The 16913-nt window shown below is 54.5% G+C and carries 13 protein-coding genes; 8 read left to right on the top strand and 5 right to left on the bottom strand.

Going from position 1 to position 16913, the window contains the following annotated elements:
• Positions 1 to 16 precede the first annotated feature (16 nt).
• Both BZK40_RS07570 and BZK40_RS07565 read right to left on the bottom strand, forming a co-directional pair.
• Positions 17 to 880 carry a YjjW family glycine radical enzyme activase gene (locus BZK40_RS07570; RefSeq protein ID WP_071446020.1) on the bottom strand — a complete coding sequence of 288 codons (864 nt, stop codon included), beginning with the start codon at positions 878 to 880 and terminating at the stop codon, positions 17 to 19.
• Positions 852 to 2402 carry a YjjI family glycine radical enzyme gene (locus BZK40_RS07565; protein WP_079934415.1) on the bottom strand — a complete coding sequence of 517 codons (1551 nt, stop codon included), beginning with the start codon at positions 2400 to 2402 and terminating at the stop codon, positions 852 to 854. The genes BZK40_RS07570 and BZK40_RS07565 overlap by 29 nt, the downstream gene beginning before the upstream one ends.
• A gap of 261 nt (positions 2403 to 2663) precedes the next feature.
• On the opposite strand from BZK40_RS07565, the gene deoC reads away from it, so the two are divergent.
• The 4 genes from deoC to deoD all read left to right on the top strand — a co-directional run bounded on the left by deoC (position 2664) and on the right by deoD (position 7100).
• The gene (deoC, locus tag BZK40_RS07560; protein WP_003019042.1) at positions 2664 to 3443 is read left to right on the top strand and encodes a deoxyribose-phosphate aldolase; all 780 of its coding nucleotides are present in this window, start codon (positions 2664 to 2666) and stop codon (positions 3441 to 3443) included.
• Positions 3444 to 3578: 135 nt separating this feature from the next.
• The gene (gene deoA, locus BZK40_RS07555; protein ID WP_016151609.1) at positions 3579 to 4901 is read left to right on the top strand and encodes a thymidine phosphorylase; all 1323 of its coding nucleotides are present in this window, start codon (positions 3579 to 3581) and stop codon (positions 4899 to 4901) included.
• 51 nt (positions 4902 to 4952) lie between these two features.
• Positions 4953 to 6176 carry a phosphopentomutase gene (gene deoB, locus BZK40_RS07550; protein WP_003019037.1) on the top strand — a complete coding sequence of 408 codons (1224 nt, stop codon included), beginning with the start codon at positions 4953 to 4955 and terminating at the stop codon, positions 6174 to 6176.
• Positions 6177 to 6380: 204 nt separating this feature from the next.
• Entirely contained in the window at positions 6381 to 7100 is a 720-nt protein-coding gene (gene deoD / locus BZK40_RS07545) for a purine-nucleoside phosphorylase (RefSeq protein WP_000224864.1), read from the top strand.
• Positions 7101 to 7250: 150 nt separating this feature from the next.
• On the opposite strand, the gene lplA is transcribed toward deoD, so the two are convergent.
• Positions 7251 to 8267, bottom strand: a complete 1017-nt coding sequence (gene lplA / locus BZK40_RS07540) for a lipoate--protein ligase (protein ID WP_079934414.1) — start codon at positions 8265 to 8267, stop codon at positions 7251 to 7253.
• A gap of 37 nt (positions 8268 to 8304) precedes the next feature.
• Entirely contained in the window at positions 8305 to 8946 is a 642-nt protein-coding gene (locus tag BZK40_RS07535) for a YtjB family periplasmic protein (protein ID WP_003829948.1), read from the bottom strand.
• A gap of 115 nt (positions 8947 to 9061) precedes the next feature.
• On the opposite strand from BZK40_RS07535, the gene serB reads away from it, so the two are divergent.
• From serB to nadR, 3 genes are all read left to right on the top strand, one after another.
• Positions 9062 to 10030 (top strand): phosphoserine phosphatase, encoded by a 969-nt coding sequence (serB, locus tag BZK40_RS07525; RefSeq protein ID WP_003829946.1) that lies wholly within the window; start codon positions 9062 to 9064, stop codon positions 10028 to 10030.
• 83 nt (positions 10031 to 10113) lie between these two features.
• Positions 10114 to 11496 carry a DNA repair protein RadA gene (gene radA, locus BZK40_RS07520; protein ID WP_079934413.1) on the top strand — a complete coding sequence of 461 codons (1383 nt, stop codon included), beginning with the start codon at positions 10114 to 10116 and terminating at the stop codon, positions 11494 to 11496.
• A gap of 88 nt (positions 11497 to 11584) precedes the next feature.
• Complete coding sequence (gene nadR, locus BZK40_RS07515) at positions 11585 to 12814, top strand: multifunctional transcriptional regulator/nicotinamide-nucleotide adenylyltransferase/ribosylnicotinamide kinase NadR (protein ID WP_003829942.1); 1230 nt, start codon at positions 11585 to 11587, stop codon at positions 12812 to 12814.
• 148 nt (positions 12815 to 12962) lie between these two features.
• On the opposite strand, the gene ettA is transcribed toward nadR, so the two are convergent.
• Positions 12963 to 14630 (bottom strand): energy-dependent translational throttle protein EttA, encoded by a 1668-nt coding sequence (gene ettA, locus BZK40_RS07510; RefSeq protein ID WP_003829940.1) that lies wholly within the window; start codon positions 14628 to 14630, stop codon positions 12963 to 12965.
• 331 nt (positions 14631 to 14961) lie between these two features.
• Between ettA and sltY the strand changes: the two genes are divergently transcribed.
• Positions 14962 to 16899: a murein transglycosylase gene (gene sltY / locus BZK40_RS07505; RefSeq protein WP_079934412.1), complete on the top strand. Its 1938-nt coding sequence runs from the start codon at positions 14962 to 14964 to the stop codon at positions 16897 to 16899.
• The last annotated feature ends 14 nt before the right edge of the window (positions 16900 to 16913 follow it).

The raw sequence follows: 16913 nt of genomic DNA, 5'->3' as shown, positions 1-16913 counted from the left end.
TAGCCGCATCCGGCAATCACAGGTACAGCGCCGGGAAGATCAAATTATCCACCCTGCGCTCGCGCAATCTTTGCGCCAGGTGTTCCACATCCTTCGGCGTGGCGCTCGGCCAGTCCTTCGCTTCGCCATACACCCCGTGCGCATGAAAGGCATTCAGCCGTACCGGTACGTCACCGGTGCGTTTGATAAACGCCGCCAGCGCATCGATATGCTGTAGATAATCTTCCTGACCAGGAATAACCAGCAGGCGGAGTTCCGCCAGTTTTCTCTGCCCGGACAAAAAGGTAATGCTTTGTTTAATCAGCGTGTTATCGCGGCCGGTAAGCTGCCGATGACACGTGCTGTCCCAGGCTTTTAAATCCAGCATTACGCCGTCGCACACCGGCAGCAGCTTCTGCCAGCCGGTTTCGCTCAGCATGCCGTTGCTGTCGACCATGCAGGTCAGGTGTTGCAACTGCGGATCGGTTTTTATCGCGGTAAATAGCGCCACAATAAAGGGGAGCTGGGTAGTCGCTTCACCGCCACTAACGGTTATCCCTTCGATAAACAGTGACGCTTTACGAATATGTTGCAGCACTTCATCAACGCTCATACTCTGCGCCATCGGCGTGGCCTGCTGGGGGCACATATGCAGGCAGGTGTCACACTGCTGACACACATCGGACTGCCACCACACTTTCCCTGCGCTCAGGCTCAGCGCCTCATGCGGGCAATGCAGCACACACTCCCCGCAGTCGTTGCAGCGTCCCATCGTCCACGGATTGTGGCAATTTTTACAGCGCAGATTACATCCTTGCAGAAACAGAGCCAGACGACTGCCCGGCCCATCGACGCAGGAGAAAGGAATCAGCCTACTGACTAAAGCGCATCTGCTGTTCATGGCTAATCACGCGAGGTTGTCGTTCCAGAATGCGCGTATTGCGCGCGGCTTCTTCGCCAAGCCAGGTGGTGTTGGTTCGTGACCCTTCGGCGCGATACTTTTCCAGATCTGACAGGCGCACCATGTAACCCGTAACGCGAACCAGATCGTTGCCGCTCACGTTGGCGGTAAACTCGCGCATTCCGGCTTTAAACGCCCCGAGGCACAACTGCACCAGCGCCTGAGGATTACGCTTGATGGTTTCATCCAGAGTGAGAATGTCGCTGATCCCGGCGTGATAAAACGCGTGATGTGGCGCGACGGTTTGCAGATGGGTGATCGGGTCCGGCTCATCGCCGTAAGGCAGGCGTGCCCCTGGCGTGGTGCCGATGTCAGAACTGATGCCCGACTGTGCATGCAGCATCGCGCGCTGCTTCCAGCTATATTTCACCGGGGTGTTTTCGACAAACTCAGCCAGGTAGGAGCTAATACGATAGCCGAGCTGATTGGCGAACTCATCTTTCCCATAGCGCGCATTCTGTCCCGCCTTATCGCACAGCAGGTTAACCGCCTCCGCCAGACCATACATCCCGAACATAGGCACAAAACGTTCGGGATCAATCAACCCTTCCTGCACGAGGAAGCTATTCTCAAAGAAATGTGATTTCTCATAGAGGAATTCACATCGTGAATCAATGATGGCGATTTGCTGCTGGCAGTAGTGCGGTAGGGTGCGCGTAAAGAAGTCATCGACAGAGGTGCTGCGCTCTGCGATGGCTTTCAGATTAAGCCTGACCAGCGTGCTTCCACCCCCGGCGAGCGGCAAAGAGTTGTAACAACTGACGACGCCATACTGACCTTTTGTGAAAATTTTATCATTTTCAGGGCCGTTGGAAATATGCGGCTTACTGCACTCGCAGATATTTTGCGCCACGTTGAGCAGCAGATCGTCAGGTGTGATTTGCGGGTCATAAATGAATGTCAGATTAGGCGAAACCTGCTTTAACTCTGCGTCTGCGCGTAAAATTGCACGGGTGACTGGTGTATCGGCGGGGCCGATATTGGCATGCATAAACGCGTCTGGCAGGGTTCTGTCGAGATAACGCCAGAAACGTTTTATTCGAATATCGATCTCGTCTTGTGTTAGAATTCTAACATACGGTTGCAGCAGGGCATCGAGCTGACCGAGATAAACCGGCATAGACGTCACTGACGGAACATGGTGGTAAAGAATAGTGAGTAAGGATAACGCGTCATCAAGATCCCTGGCGCCTTCCAGCTCCAGCCACGATGAGCCATTGGCCAGAAAACGCGCGTAATCGGGTAAAACATAGCGCGGTTTGAACGGGGCATGACCTTCGTACATATCGCAGATTACCCCATCATCCAGCGCCTGACGTGCCTGTGCAGGCAGTTGCGGGTAAGGCAGCGCGTTTTCAGCTTCCAGCGCCAGAAAGTGGCGTTTCTGCTCAGGGCTGAGCACTGGGCTGGTCACGATTTGTTGGCAACGCTGTTGCAGCGCGAGTTCGCTTGAAGTGGGCATCGTTGATTCCTTTTTATCCCGAAGGTGTAACGCCATTGTAGAAAGCAACGCCGCCGCAACCTTTGATCCGGATGCGCCTGATGCCACCGCATCCCTTTAGAAAAGGTGATTTATTTGAAGTAGATCTCATTAGAGTAATGCAAATCTGTATGTGGTTTTCATTAACTGTGATGTATATCGAAGTGTAATAGCGAGCGGATGTTAGAATACTAACAAACTCGCAAGGTGAAATTTTATACGGCGATGCCGTTGGAGAATGTTATGACCGATTTAACAGCAAGCAGCCTGCGTGCACTGAAACTGATGGACCTGACCACCCTGAATGACGACGACACCAATGAAAAAGTGATCGCGCTGTGTCATCAGGCGAAGACCCCGGTTGGCAACACTGCCGCAATCTGTATCTATCCGCGTTTCATCCCTATTGCGCGTAAGACCCTGAAAGAGCAGGGCACGCCGGACATCCGCATTGCAACCGTAACCAACTTCCCGCATGGCAACGACGACATCGAGATTGCGCTGGCTGAAACCCGCGCGGCGATTGCTTACGGCGCAGATGAAGTTGACGTGGTGTTCCCGTACCGTGCGCTGATCGCCGGTAACGAGCAGATTGGTTTCGATCTGGTTAAAGCCTGTAAAGACGCGTGTGCGGCGGCAAACGTGCTGCTGAAAGTCATCATCGAAACCGGTGAGCTGAAAGAAGAAGCACTGATTCGCAAAGCGTCTGAAATCTCCATCAAAGCCGGTGCTGATTTCATCAAAACTTCTACCGGTAAAGTGCCGGTCAATGCGACGCCGGAAAGCGCACGCATCATGATGGAAGTGATCCGCGACATGGGTGTTTCTAAAACTGTAGGTTTCAAACCGGCTGGTGGCGTGCGCACTGCAGAAGATGCACAGCAGTTCCTGGCGATTGCCGATGAACTGTTTGGCGCTGACTGGGCTGATTCTCGTCACTACCGTTTTGGCGCATCCAGCCTGCTGGCGAGCCTGCTGAAAGCGCTGGGTCACGGCGACGGCAAGAGCGCAAGCAGCTACTAAGCCTTATATTGCCGGAGCTGTAGCGACGTAGGCCGGATAAGGCGTAGCCGCCATCCGGCATTAAGACGACTGCCGGGTGGCGCGTTGCTTACCCGGCCTACAACGGCCTTCTACTCTTTTCCCCTGGGGGTTACCGTGTTTCTCGCACAAGAAATTATTCGTAAAAAACGTGATGGTCATGCGCTGAGCGATGAAGAAATTCGTTTCTTTATCAATGGTATTCGCGACAACACCATCTCTGAAGGGCAAATCGCCGCCCTGGCGATGACCATTTTCTTCCACGATATGACAATGCCTGAGCGAGTTTCGCTGACCATGGCAATGCGTGATTCAGGAACCGTGCTGGACTGGAAAAGCCTGCAGCTGAACGGCCCGATTGTGGATAAACACTCTACCGGCGGTGTAGGTGACGTAACGTCACTGATGTTAGGCCCGATGGTCGCAGCGTGCGGCGGCTATATTCCGATGATCTCCGGGCGTGGCCTGGGGCATACCGGCGGTACACTCGATAAACTGGAAGCGATTCCTGGATTTGACATCTTCCCGGACGACGCGCGCTTCCGTGAAATTATTAAAGACGTGGGTGTGGCGATTATTGGGCAAACCAGCTCGCTCGCACCGGCGGATAAACGTTTTTATGCCACCCGCGATATTACCGCGACGGTGGATTCCATCCCGTTGATTACCGGTTCCATTCTGGCGAAAAAACTGGCGGAAGGGCTGGATGCGTTGGTGATGGATGTGAAAGTGGGCAGCGGCGCCTTTATGCCGACCTACGAGCTTTCTGAAGCTCTTGCTGAAGCGATTGTCGGTGTGGCAAACGGTGCGGGTGTACGCACCACTGCGCTGTTAACCGATATGAATCAGGTGCTGGCCTCCAGCGCAGGTAACGCGGTCGAAGTTCGCGAAGCGGTGCAGTTCCTGACCGGTGAATACCGCAATCCACGTCTGTTAGACGTCACCATGGCGCTGTGCGTGGAAATGCTGATCTCCGGCAATCTGGCGAAAGATGACGCCGAAGCCCGTGCGAAATTGCAGGCGGTGCTGGACAACGGTAAAGCGGCAGAGATTTTTGGCCGCATGGTTGCGGCGCAAAAAGGCCCGACCGATTTCGTCGAAAATTATGCGAAGTATCTGCCGACGGCAATGCTCAGCAAAGCGGTATATGCTGATACCGAAGGCTTTGTCAGCGCGATGGATACCCGCGCGCTGGGGATGGCGGTCGTTTCCATGGGTGGCGGTCGTCGTCAGGCTTCGGACACCATTGATTACAGCGTTGGCTTTAGCGATATGGCGCGTCTGGGCGACAGCGTAGACGGACAACGCCCGCTGGCGGTGATCCACGCGAAAGATGAAGCCAGCTGGCAGGAAGCGGCGAAAGCGGTCAAAGCGGCAATTAGCCTTGACGATAAAGCGCCAGAAATTACACCGACAGTCTATCGTCGTATTACCGAATAACTGTATACTGATCTGATCGCTTTTTTGCGGCGCAGATGTATGGAGAACAAGATGAAACGTGCATTTATTATGGTGCTGGACTCCTTTGGTATTGGTGCGACTGAAGATGCGGATCGCTTTGGCGACGTAGGTTCAGACACTATGGGACACATTGCAGAAGCCTGTGCGAAAGGTGAAGCTGACAATGGTCGCAAAGGTCCACTGAATCTGCCTAACCTGACCCGTCTGGGCCTGGTGAAAGCTCACGAAGGTTCTACCGGTAAAATTGCTGCTGGTATGGACGGTAATGCGGAAGTGATTGGTGCCTACGCATGGGCGCATGAACTTTCTTCCGGGAAAGACACGCCGTCTGGCCACTGGGAAATCGCGGGTGTCCCGGTTCTGTTTGATTGGGGTTATTTCTCCGATCATGAAAACAGCTTCCCGCAGGAACTGCTGGATAAACTGGTAAAACGTGCCAACCTGCCAGGCTACCTCGGCAACTGCCACTCTTCCGGTACCGTGATCCTGGATCAACTGGGTGAAGAGCATATGAAAACCGGCAAGCCGATTTTCTATACCTCCGCTGACTCCGTGTTCCAGATTGCCTGCCACGAAGAGACGTTTGGCCTGGATAAACTCTACGAGCTGTGCGAAATCGCACGTGAAGAGCTGACCGAAGGTGGTTACAACATCGGTCGTGTTATCGCACGTCCGTTCATCGGTGATAAAGCCGGTAACTTCCAGCGTACCGGTAACCGTCACGACCTGGCCGTTGAGCCGCCAGCACCGACCGTGCTGCAGAAACTGGTCGACGAAAAAGACGGTCACGTGGTTTCCGTCGGTAAAATTGCGGATATCTACGCTAACTGCGGCATCACCAAAAAAGTGAAAGCCACCGGTCTGGACGCGCTGTTCGACGCCACCATCAAAGAGATGAAAGAAGCAGGTGATAAGACCATCGTCTTCACCAACTTCGTTGATTTCGACTCTTCCTGGGGACATCGTCGCGATATCGCCGGTTATGCTGCGGGCCTGGAACTGTTCGACCGCCGTCTGCCTGAGCTGATGGAGCTGGTGGGTGAAGATGACATTCTGATCCTGACCGCTGACCACGGCTGCGACCCAAGCTGGACCGGCACTGACCACACCCGTGAACACATCCCGGTACTGGTCTACGGCCCGAAAGTGAAACCAGGTTCTTTAGGTCACCGTGAAACCTTCGCGGATATCGGTCAGACGCTGGCGAGCTACTTTGGTACGTCACCGATGGACTACGGTAAAAACATGCTGTAATACCCGTTGTCTTTCGCGCTGTAGATGCGTTGACTTCATTCGCTCACCCCGGTCACATAGTGAATCTATGCTCCCGGGGATTCACGAATTCGTCGCCTTCCTACAACGCGAAATCCTTAGGGTATTTCACTGTTTTGCATACGTTTTGTAGGCCTGATAAGGCGTAGCCGCCATCAGGCAATAACAACGAAATAAGGACAAAAAATGGCAACTCCACATATTAATGCAGAAATGGGTGATTTCGCTGACGTCGTATTGATGCCGGGCGACCCGCTGCGTGCAAAGCATATTGCTGAAACTTTCCTCGAAGATGTTCGTGAAGTGAACAACGTTCGCGGCATGTTAGGTTTTACCGGTACTTACAAAGGCCGTAAGATCTCCGTTATGGGTCACGGTATGGGTATCCCGTCCTGCTCCATCTACACCAAAGAGCTGATCACCGATTTCGGCGTGAAGAAAATCATTCGCGTAGGCTCCTGCGGCGCTGTGCGTATGGACGTTAAACTGCGTGACGTGGTTATCGGTATGGGCGCTTGCACCGACTCCAAAGTTAACCGTATCCGTTTTAAAGATCATGACTTCGCTGCTATTGCTGACTTCGACATGGTGCGTAACGCGGTTGATGCGGCAAAAGCACTGGGTGTAGACGCGCGCGTGGGCAACCTGTTCTCTGCTGACCTGTTCTACTCTCCGGACGGTGAAATGTTCGACGTGATGGAAAAATACGGCGTGCTGGGCGTGGAAATGGAAGCGGCGGGCATCTACGGTGTTGCTGCGGAATTTGGTGCAAAAGCGCTGACCATCTGCACCGTTTCCGACCATATCCGTACTCACGAGCAGACCACTGCCGCTGAACGTCAGACGACCTTCAACGACATGATCAAAATCGCGCTGGAATCCGTTCTGCTGGGCGATAAAGAGTAAGGGTTGTTGTGGCCCGGTGGCGCTTCGCTTACCGGGCCTACGGGAATGCCGCTATTAATGTCTGATGGCGCTTCGCTTGTCAGGCCTACAGGAGCGGTCTTGTAGGCCGGATAAGGCGTAGCCGCCATCCGGCAATTCGCCACTAATCGCTTAACGCACGGCCTTCGCCACCCACGCTGCCAGTTCACGCAGCTCGTTTTCCTGATCCGCATATTCCGTAACCAGCGCTTCGCAAGTCTGCTGTAAAACATCGGCGCGATACTGGCAGCCCTGTAGCCGCTCCGCCAGCGCTTCTAACGGCGCGGGATTGAGACTGTCGGTAAACACCTGTGTGCGCGTGATATGACCTTTTTCGACGTCGAAATGCAGCTCAACACCGCCCCAGGTGAAACGCTCGTCCAGCAGATGCGAGAAAGCAGGTGCCTGACCAAAATTCCATTCCCAACTGCTCTGGCGGGCAAAGGTTTCGGCAAAATTTGGCAGGTCCGGCGTTTTATCTGGTGAGATCACTTCCGCTTCAACGCGTTCGCCATAATGAGCAAAAAAGGCTTCCGTGATGGCCTGACAGACCTGTTCATGGGTGATGCCCGGTAACAGCTCCGTCAAATTCGCCACCCGTGAACGGACAGAGGTGATCCCCTTTGCCGCGAGTTTCTTTTTGTCGGGATTGAGATAATTTGCCAGGCGGCTGAGATCGGCATTTAGCAGCAGCGTGCCGTGGTGGAATCCGCGATCTTTCGTTTCCCGATAAGCAGAGCCTGAAACTTTGCGATCGCCGTCTGGCGTTTTCACAACCAGATCGTTACGCCCGGAGGCGTCTGCCGTTACACCCAGAGAATTCAATGCGTTGAGGACAATCGCGGTGGAAATGGTTTTGTCGTATTCCGGTTTACCGGCCATAAAGGTAAAGCAGGTATTGCCTAAGTCATGGAACACCGCGCCGCCGCCGCTGCTACGGCGGGCGAGCCGCACGTTGTCTCCCTCCATACGGCGGGTATTACACTCTTTCCACGGGTTTTGCGCCCGGCCAATCACCACCGTATCGGCGTTACGCCACAAGAACAGGACGCGCTGCGTGGCGGGCATCTGGCGAAAAATGCACTCTTCGACCGCGAGGTTAAACCACGGATCGTAAGAGTCTGAGATAAGCAGGCGTAGTGTAGTCATGGTTGATTTCCCTTCTGTTTTACAGTTTTTACTGCTTTTACTCTTTTTTCTCGTTGTCTTCTTCCTGCACCGGTTTGTTGGCGGTCAGCAGGAAAGGTGATTGCTGCCAGCGGGTACGCTTGCCTTGCAATAAGGTACGGGTGAGCACGACGCCAATCGCCAGCGCCAGCAGCAGCATCAGGCGTAAGATATTGGTGGTGTTATCTACCTGCTTCGCCTCGGTGGCGAGGGTGTGGGTATCCAGCGTCAGACGCAAATAGCCCAGCGGACCATTTTTCCCCTGAATGGGTTCGACAATCTGCTGGTTAAAATAACCCCCGGCTTTTTTGCCGTCGAGCGCCAGTCGGTCACGAACGTTGACGCTCTCGCCGGTGCGCGTAATCAGGTCTCCCTGTTCATCGTATACGCCAGCGTCCAGAATACGGCTACTTTCCGTCAGCTGTGTGAGTACCGCTTTGATGCGTTTTTCATCCGGCGTTTCGGTACGCATTAGCGGAGCAACATTTAGCGCCACCTGGCGGGCCAGCGTACGGGCCAGCTCTTCGAGCTGCGGATTACGCTGCTGCTGGTGACTTTGACTAAACCAGGATGCGCCCTGCATCAGGGCGACGAGCAGCGCAAGACAGAACAATACAATCACTGCACGATGAAGTCGGAATTTCAGTTTTGCGCGAGCCATATTCCACCTGCTGAAAATTTGAGACTTAATGTTGCCAGAAGCGCTGGTTACAGGGTAGCCTCATGCGTTATTTTCCCCTGATGATTCCGACCCGAACGATTTTACAGGAGCTTTAATGCCTAACATAACCTGGTGCGATCTACCTGAAGATGTTTCTCTGTGGCCAGGTCTGCCTCTCTCTTTAAGTGGCGATGAAGTCATGCCGCTGGACTACCACGCGGGCCGCAGTGGCTGGCTGCTGTACGGTCGTGGTCTGGATAAACAACGTTTAACGCAATACCAGAGCAAACTGGGTGCAGCGATGGTGATTGTTGCTGCCTGGTGCGTCGAGGATTATCAGGTGATTCGCCTGGCGGGTTCGTTAACGCCGCGCGCGGCAAAACTGGCGCATGATGCCAAACTGGATGTTGCCCCGTTAGGCAAAATTCCGCATCTGCGCACACCGGGTTTACTGGTGATGGACATGGACTCAACGGCAATCCAGATCGAATGCATTGATGAAATTGCTAAACTGGCTGGAACCGGTGAAATGGTTGCGGAAGTCACGGAACGCGCAATGCGCGGCGAACTGGACTTTACCGCCAGCCTGCGTAGTCGCGTGGCGACGCTGAAGGGTGCTGATGCCAATATTCTGCACCAGGTGCGCGAAACGCTACCGCTGATGCCAGGCCTGACACAGCTGGTGTTAAAACTGGAAACGCTCGGCTGGAAAGTGGCTATTGCCTCTGGCGGCTTTACCTTCTTTGCCGATTACCTGCGTAATAAACTGCGTCTGACGGCGGCTGTAGCAAACGAGCTGGAGATCATGGACGGTAAATTTACCGGCAACGTGATCGGCGATATCGTCGATGCCCAGTACAAAGCCAATACTCTGACCCGCCTGGCACAAGAATATGAGATCCCGATGGCGCAGACGGTGGCGATCGGCGACGGTGCTAACGATCTGCCGATGATCAAAACGGCCGGGCTGGGTATTGCGTATCATGCTAAACCGAAAGTGAATGAAAAGACGGAGATTACTATCCGCCACGCTGACCTGATGGGCGTGTTCTGCATTCTCTCCGGCAGCATGAACCAGAAATGATTAAATTGCCCGATGGCAAGGTGTCCGTAGGCCGGATAAGCGCCTGCGCCATCCGGCAAAAGCGTTAACGAAAGAGGTAAAACGTGGCCAAAGCTCCAAAACGCGCCTTTGTTTGTAATGAATGCGGGGCCGATTACCCGCGCTGGCAGGGGCAATGCAGCGCCTGTCAGGCCTGGAATACCATTACCGAGGTGCGCCTTGCCGCATCGCCAACGGTGGCGCGTAACGAGCGGCTCAGTGGCTATGCCGGGAATGCGGGCGTGGCAAAAGTGCAGAAGCTGTCTGACATCAGCCTTGAAGAACTGCCGCGTTTTTCCACTGGATTTAAAGAGTTTGACCGCGTGCTGGGCGGCGGTGTGGTACCCGGCAGCGCTATTCTGATTGGCGGTAACCCCGGCGCGGGGAAATCAACGCTGCTGCTGCAAACGCTGTGCAAGCTCGCTGAGCAGATGAAAACTCTGTACGTCACCGGTGAAGAGTCACTGCAGCAAGTGGCGATGCGCGCGCACCGGCTTGGCTTGCCGACCGCGAATCTGAATATGCTGTCGGAAACCAGTATTGAACAAATTTGCCTGATTGCCGAAGAAGAACAGCCGAAGCTGATGGTGATCGACTCCATTCAGGTAATGCACATGGCGGATATTCAGTCTTCGCCGGGCAGTGTGGCGCAGGTGCGCGAAACGGCGGCTTACCTGACGCGTTTTGCCAAAACGCGCGGCGTGGCGATTGTGATGGTCGGCCACGTCACCAAAGACGGCTCGCTGGCTGGGCCGAAGGTGCTCGAACACTGTATTGACTGTTCGGTACTGCTCGACGGTGACTCCGATTCTCGTTTCCGTACTCTGCGTAGCCATAAAAACCGTTTTGGTGCGGTGAATGAGCTGGGCGTCTTTGCCATGACCGAACAGGGCCTGCGTGAAGTCAGCAACCCTTCCGCTATCTTCTTAAGCCGTGGCGATGAGGTCACCTCCGGCAGTTCGGTGATGGTGGTCTGGGAAGGTACGCGCCCGCTGCTGGTAGAGATTCAGGCGCTGGTCGATCACTCAATGATGGCGAACCCGCGTCGCGTGGCGGTCGGTCTGGAACAGAACCGTCTGGCGATTCTGCTGGCGGTGCTGCATCGTCACGGTGGCTTGCAGATGGCGGATCAGGACGTGTTTGTTAACGTAGTCGGCGGCGTAAAAGTCACCGAAACCAGCGCCGACCTGGCGTTGCTGCTGGCAATGGTCTCCAGCCTGCGTGACAGACCGCTGCCACAGGATTTAGTTGTCTTTGGCGAAGTGGGGTTGGCGGGCGAAATCCGTCCGGTACCCAGCGGGCAGGAGCGTATTTCGGAAGCGGCGAAGCACGGCTTTCGCCGGGCGATTGTCCCTGCCGCTAACGTACCGAAAAAAGTACCGGAAGGCATGCAGGTCTTTGGCGTTAAGAAGCTTGCGGATGCGTTAAGCGTGTTTGACGACCTATAATCAAATACCTGTACGTACCGATTTTGTAGGCCTGATAAGCGAAGCGCCATCAGGCAGTGTTACGCGATTTTTCCAGCAGGAGGCTCTTGTGTCATTTGAATATCTGAAAACCGCCATAAAGCAAAAGGGCTGTACCCTGCAACAGGTGGCGGATGCCAGTGGCATGACCAAGGGATACCTAAGCCAACTGCTGAATGCCAAAATCAAAAGCCCCAGCGCGCAGAAGCTGGAGGCGTTGCACCGCTTTCTCGGTCTGGAGTTTCCGCGCCAGCAGAAAAATATCGGTGTGGTATTCGGCAAGTTTTATCCGCTGCACACCGGCCATATCTATCTTATCCAGCGCGCCTGTAGCCAGGTCGATGAACTGCATATCATCATGGGCTATGACGACACGCGCGATCGCAGCCTGTTTGAAGACAGTGCCATGTCGCAACAGCCTACGGTGCCCGATCGTTTACGCTGGCTGCTGCAAACCTTTAAGTATCAGAAAAATATCCGTATTCATGCCTTCAACGAAGAAGGCATGGAGCCGTATCCGCACGGCTGGGACGTGTGGAGCAACGGGATCAAAACGTTTATGCAGGAGAAAGGGATCCAGCCAAACTGGATCTACACCTCTGAAGAATCAGATGCCCCGCAGTATCTCGAACATTTGGGGATCGAAACCGTGCTGGTGGATCCTAAGCGGACGTTCATGAGCATCAGCGGCGGGCAAATCCGTGAAAACCCGTTTCGCTACTGGGAGTATATTCCGACCGAAGTGAAGCCGTTTTTCGTGCGCACCGTGGCGATCCTCGGCGGGGAGTCGAGCGGTAAATCGACGCTGGTGAACAAGCTCGCCAATATTTTTAATACCACCAGTGCGTGGGAATACGGGCGTGATTATGTCTTCTCCCATTTGGGCGGCGATGAGATGGCGTTGCAGTATTCTGACTACGATAAAATCGCCTTAGGACAAGCGCAATACATTGATTTTGCTGTTAAGTACGCCAATAAAGTGGCGTTCATCGACACCGATTTCGTGACCACTCAGGCCTTCTGTAAAAAGTATGAAGGGCGTGAACACCCGTTTGTGCAAGCGCTTATTGATGAGTATCGCTTCGACCTTGTGATCCTGCTGGAAAACAACACCCCGTGGGTGGCGGATGGCTTACGCAGCCTTGGAAGCTCAGTTGACAGAAAAGCGTTTCAGACGCTGCTGGTCGAGATGCTGCAGGAAAACAATATCAATTTCGTGCACGTTCAGGAGCCTGACTACGACGGTCGCTTCCTGCGCTGCGTGGAGCTGGTGAAAGAGTTGATGGGCGAGCAGAGGTAGATTTTAATGCCGGATGCGCTGCGCTTATCCGGCCTACAAGTCGCACTAACCTCATAGACAGGAGGCGCTGCGCTTATCCGACCTACAAGTCGCACTAACCTCGTAGGCCGGATAAGGCGTAACGCCGCCATCCGGCACTTAACGCTAATTACTTAGAAATACGCTTGTACTTAATACGTTTCGGCTCCAGCGCATCGGCGCCCAGCGTACGTTTCTTGTACTCTTCGTATTCGGTAAAGTTACCTTCGAAGAACTCAACCTTACCTTCATCCTGGTAATCCAGAATGTGGGTGGCGATACGGTCGAGGAACCAACGGTCGTGCGAGATAACCATCGCGCAGCCCGGGAATTCCAGCAGGGCGTTTTCCAGCGCGCGCAGGGTCTCGATATCCAGGTCGTTGGTTGGTTCATCGAGCAGCAGCATGTTGCCGCCAACCTGCAGCAGCTTCGCCAGGTGCAGACGACCACGCTCACCACCGGACAGCTCGCCGACGCGTTTGCCCTGATCCACACCTTTGAAGTTGAAGCGGCCCACGTAGGCACGGCTTGGCATCTCGGTGTTGCCGATTCGCATGATATCCAGCCCGCCGGAAACTTCTTCCCACACGGTTTTGCTGTTGTCCATGGCGTCACGGAACTGGTCAACGGAGGCCAGTTTGACGGTTTCACCCAGCGTGATGGTGCCGCTGTCAGGCTGTTCCTGACCGGACATCATACGGAACAGGGTAGATTTACCCGCGCCGTTCGGACCGATGATGCCGACAATTGCGCCTTTCGGTACGGAGAAACTCAGATCGTCGATCAGAACGCGATCGCCGTAGGATTTACGCAGATTGGTGACTTCAACGACTTTATCGCCCAGACGTGCTCCAGGTGGAATAAACAGTTCGTTGGTTTCGTTACGTTTCTGGTATTCGGTGTTGTTCAGCTCTTCAAAGCGTGCCAGACGGGCTTTACCCTTAGACTGACGGCCTTTAGCGCCCTGACGTACCCACTCCAGCTCTTTCTCAATGGATTTACGGCGAGCCGCTTCCTGAGAGGCTTCTTGGGCCAGACGCTGATCTTTCTGCTCCAGCCAGGAAGAGTAGTTACCTTCCCACGGAATACCTTCACCACGGTCCAGCTCCAGGATCCAGCCCGCAACGTTGTCGAGGAAGTAACGGTCGTGGGTAATCGCCACTACGGTGCCTTCGAAGTCGTGCAGGAAGCGTTCCAGCCACGCGACGGATTCCGCATCCAGGTGGTTGGTCGGTTCGTCGAGCAGCAGCATGTCTGGTTTTTCCAGCAGCAGGCGGCATAGCGCAACGCGGCGGCGTTCACCACCGGAGAGATTCTCAATTTTAGCGTCCCAATCCGGCAGACGCAGGGCGTCAGCGGCACGCTCAAGCTGCACGTTCAGGTTATGGCCGTCGTGCGCCTGGATAATTTCTTCAAACTTGCCCTGTTGTGCGGCCAGTTTATCGAAGTCGGCGTCCGGCTCGGCGTACTTAGCGTAAACTTCATCCAGACCTTTCAGTGCACTAACCACTTCGGCAACCGCTTCTTCAACGGATTCACGAACGGTATGTTCCGGGTTCAGTTTTGGTTCCTGCGGCAGGTAACCGATTTTAATGCCTGGCTGTGGGCGAGCTTCACCTTCGATATCGGTATCAATACCGGCCATGATGCGCAGCAGGGTAGATTTACCCGCACCGTTCAGACCGAGAACACCGATTTTGGCGCCAGGGAAGAAGCTCAGTGAGATGTTTTTAAGAATATGACGTTTCGGCGGAACGACCTTGCCGACACGATGCATGGTATAAACGAATTGGGCCACGTTGGACTCGCCTCTATGTTTATCCCGTCATACTTCAAGCCGCAGATGCGTTGGCTGTGTCGTTCACCCCAGTCACGTACTTTTGTACGCTCAGGGGATTCACTTCCTCGCCGCCTTGCTGCAACTTGAATTATTTAGGGCTAATTATTGGTAAATAGTTATCAAAGGCGAAGTGTAGCCTTTTTCATTGCCCAATCCCAGCCAGCAGATCCCACTCGCAACAAAAGTAAAAAAGTGTCCGTGACGTGGCGCATTCTGCAATGTCTGGTTAGCATGAATTAATTAAGCGGCATGATGCTGCACAGACGTAACATGAGAAGAGGAAGAGCTTGTGGACAAAGCCAATCAATTTACCTGGCGCCTGCTGGCAGCCAGCGTATGTCTGCTGACGGTCAGTCAGGTGGCGCGAGCCGACTCCCTGGATGAGCAGCGCAATCGCTATGCGCAAATTAAGCAGGCCTGGGATAACCGACAGATGGATGTCGTAGAGCAGATGATGCCCGGCCTGAAGAACTATCCTCTGTATCCCTATCTGGAATATCGTCAGATCACTGACGATCTGATGAATCAGCCGACCATTACCGTCACCAATTTTGTGCGCGCCAACCCGACGCTGCCCCCGGCGCGTACTCTGCAATCGCGTTTTGTGAATGAACTGGCGCGCCGCGAAGACTGGCGTGGACTGCTGGCGTTTAGCCCGGAAAAACCGGGCACCACGGAAGCGCAATGCAACTATTACTTCGCGAAATGGAGTACCGGGCAAACCGAAGAAGCCTGGCAGGGCGCGAAAGATCTGTGGCTGACCGGGAAAAGTCAGCCGAACGCCTGTGACAAATTATTCGGCGTGTGGCGCGCCTCAGGTACTCAGGATCCGCTAGCGTATCTGGAGCGTATTCGTCTGGCGATGAAAGCCGGGAATACCGGTCTGGTGACGGCGCTGGCCGGACAGATGCCCGCACAATACCAAACCATTGCCTCTGCGATCATCTCGCTGGCCAACGATCCGAATTCGGTGATGACTTTTGCTCGCACCACTGGTGCCACGGATTTCACCCGACAGATGGCGGCGGTCGCCTTTGCCAGCGTGGCGCGTCAGGATGTGGAAAACGCCCGCCTGATGATCCCGTCCCTGGTACAGGCGCAACAGCTTAATGACGAGCAAACCCAGGAGCTACGCGACATTGTTGCCTGGCGTCTGATGGGCAATGACGTCACCGACGAGCAGGCCAAATGGCGTGATGATGCGATTATGCGCTCCAATTCCACCTCGCTTGTGGAGCGCCGCGTGCGCATGGCGCTGGGAACCGGCGATCGTCGTGGCCTGAATACCTGGCTGGCACGTCTGCCAATGGAAGCAAAAGAAAAAGACGAGTGGCGCTACTGGCAGGCTGATCTGCTGCTGGAGCGCGGACGTGATGCGGAAGCCAAAGAGATCCTGCACCAGCTCATGCAGCAGCGTGGTTTCTATCCGATGGTGGCGGCACAGCGCCTGGGCGAAGAGTACGAGCTGAAAGTGGATAAAGCGCCAGCGAACGTTGATTCTGCGCTGACTCAGGGGCCAGAAATGGCACGCGTACGCGAGCTAATGTACTGGAACATGGATAATACCGCGCGCAGTGAATGGGCGAATCTGGTTACCAGCCGTACCAAGTCCGAGCAGGCTCAGTTGGCACGTTACGCGTTCAACAATCACTGGTGGGATCTGAGCGTTCAGGCGACGATCGCCGGTAAGCTGTGGGATCATCTGGAAGAGCGCTTCCCATTGGCCTATAAAGATCTGTTTACCCGTTACACCAGCGACAAAGATATTCAGCCAAGTTATGCGATGGCGATAGCGCGTCAGGAAAGCGCCTGGAACCCGAAAGTGAAATCACCGGTCGGCGCCAGCGGGCTGATGCAGATTATGCCGGGCACGGCGACGCATACGGTGAAAATGTTCTCGATTCCAGGTTACAGCAGTCCGAGCCAGCTACTGGATCCTGATACCAACATCAACATTGGTACCAGCTATTTGCAGTACGTATATCAGCAATTCGGCAATAACCGCATCTTTGCGTCGGCAGCCTATAACGCCGGTCCGGGACGCGTTCGCACCTGGCTTGGCAATAGCGCTGGCCGCATTGATGCTGTGGCGTTTGTCGAAAGTATTCCATTCTCAGAGACGCGTGGTTACGTGAAGAATGTGCTGGCTTATGATGCGTACTATCGCTATTTCCTCGGCGATAAACCGGAGTTGATGAGCGACGCAGAATGGCAACGTCGTTACTGATCGTGTCGATTGTG

This window comes from Citrobacter portucalensis, assembly GCF_002042885.1.
In the GTDB taxonomy this organism is placed as follows: domain Bacteria; phylum Pseudomonadota; class Gammaproteobacteria; order Enterobacterales; family Enterobacteriaceae; genus Citrobacter; species Citrobacter portucalensis.
The sequence above is the reverse complement of the archived record's forward strand: the minus strand, read 5'-3'. Positions and strand labels throughout refer to the sequence as shown.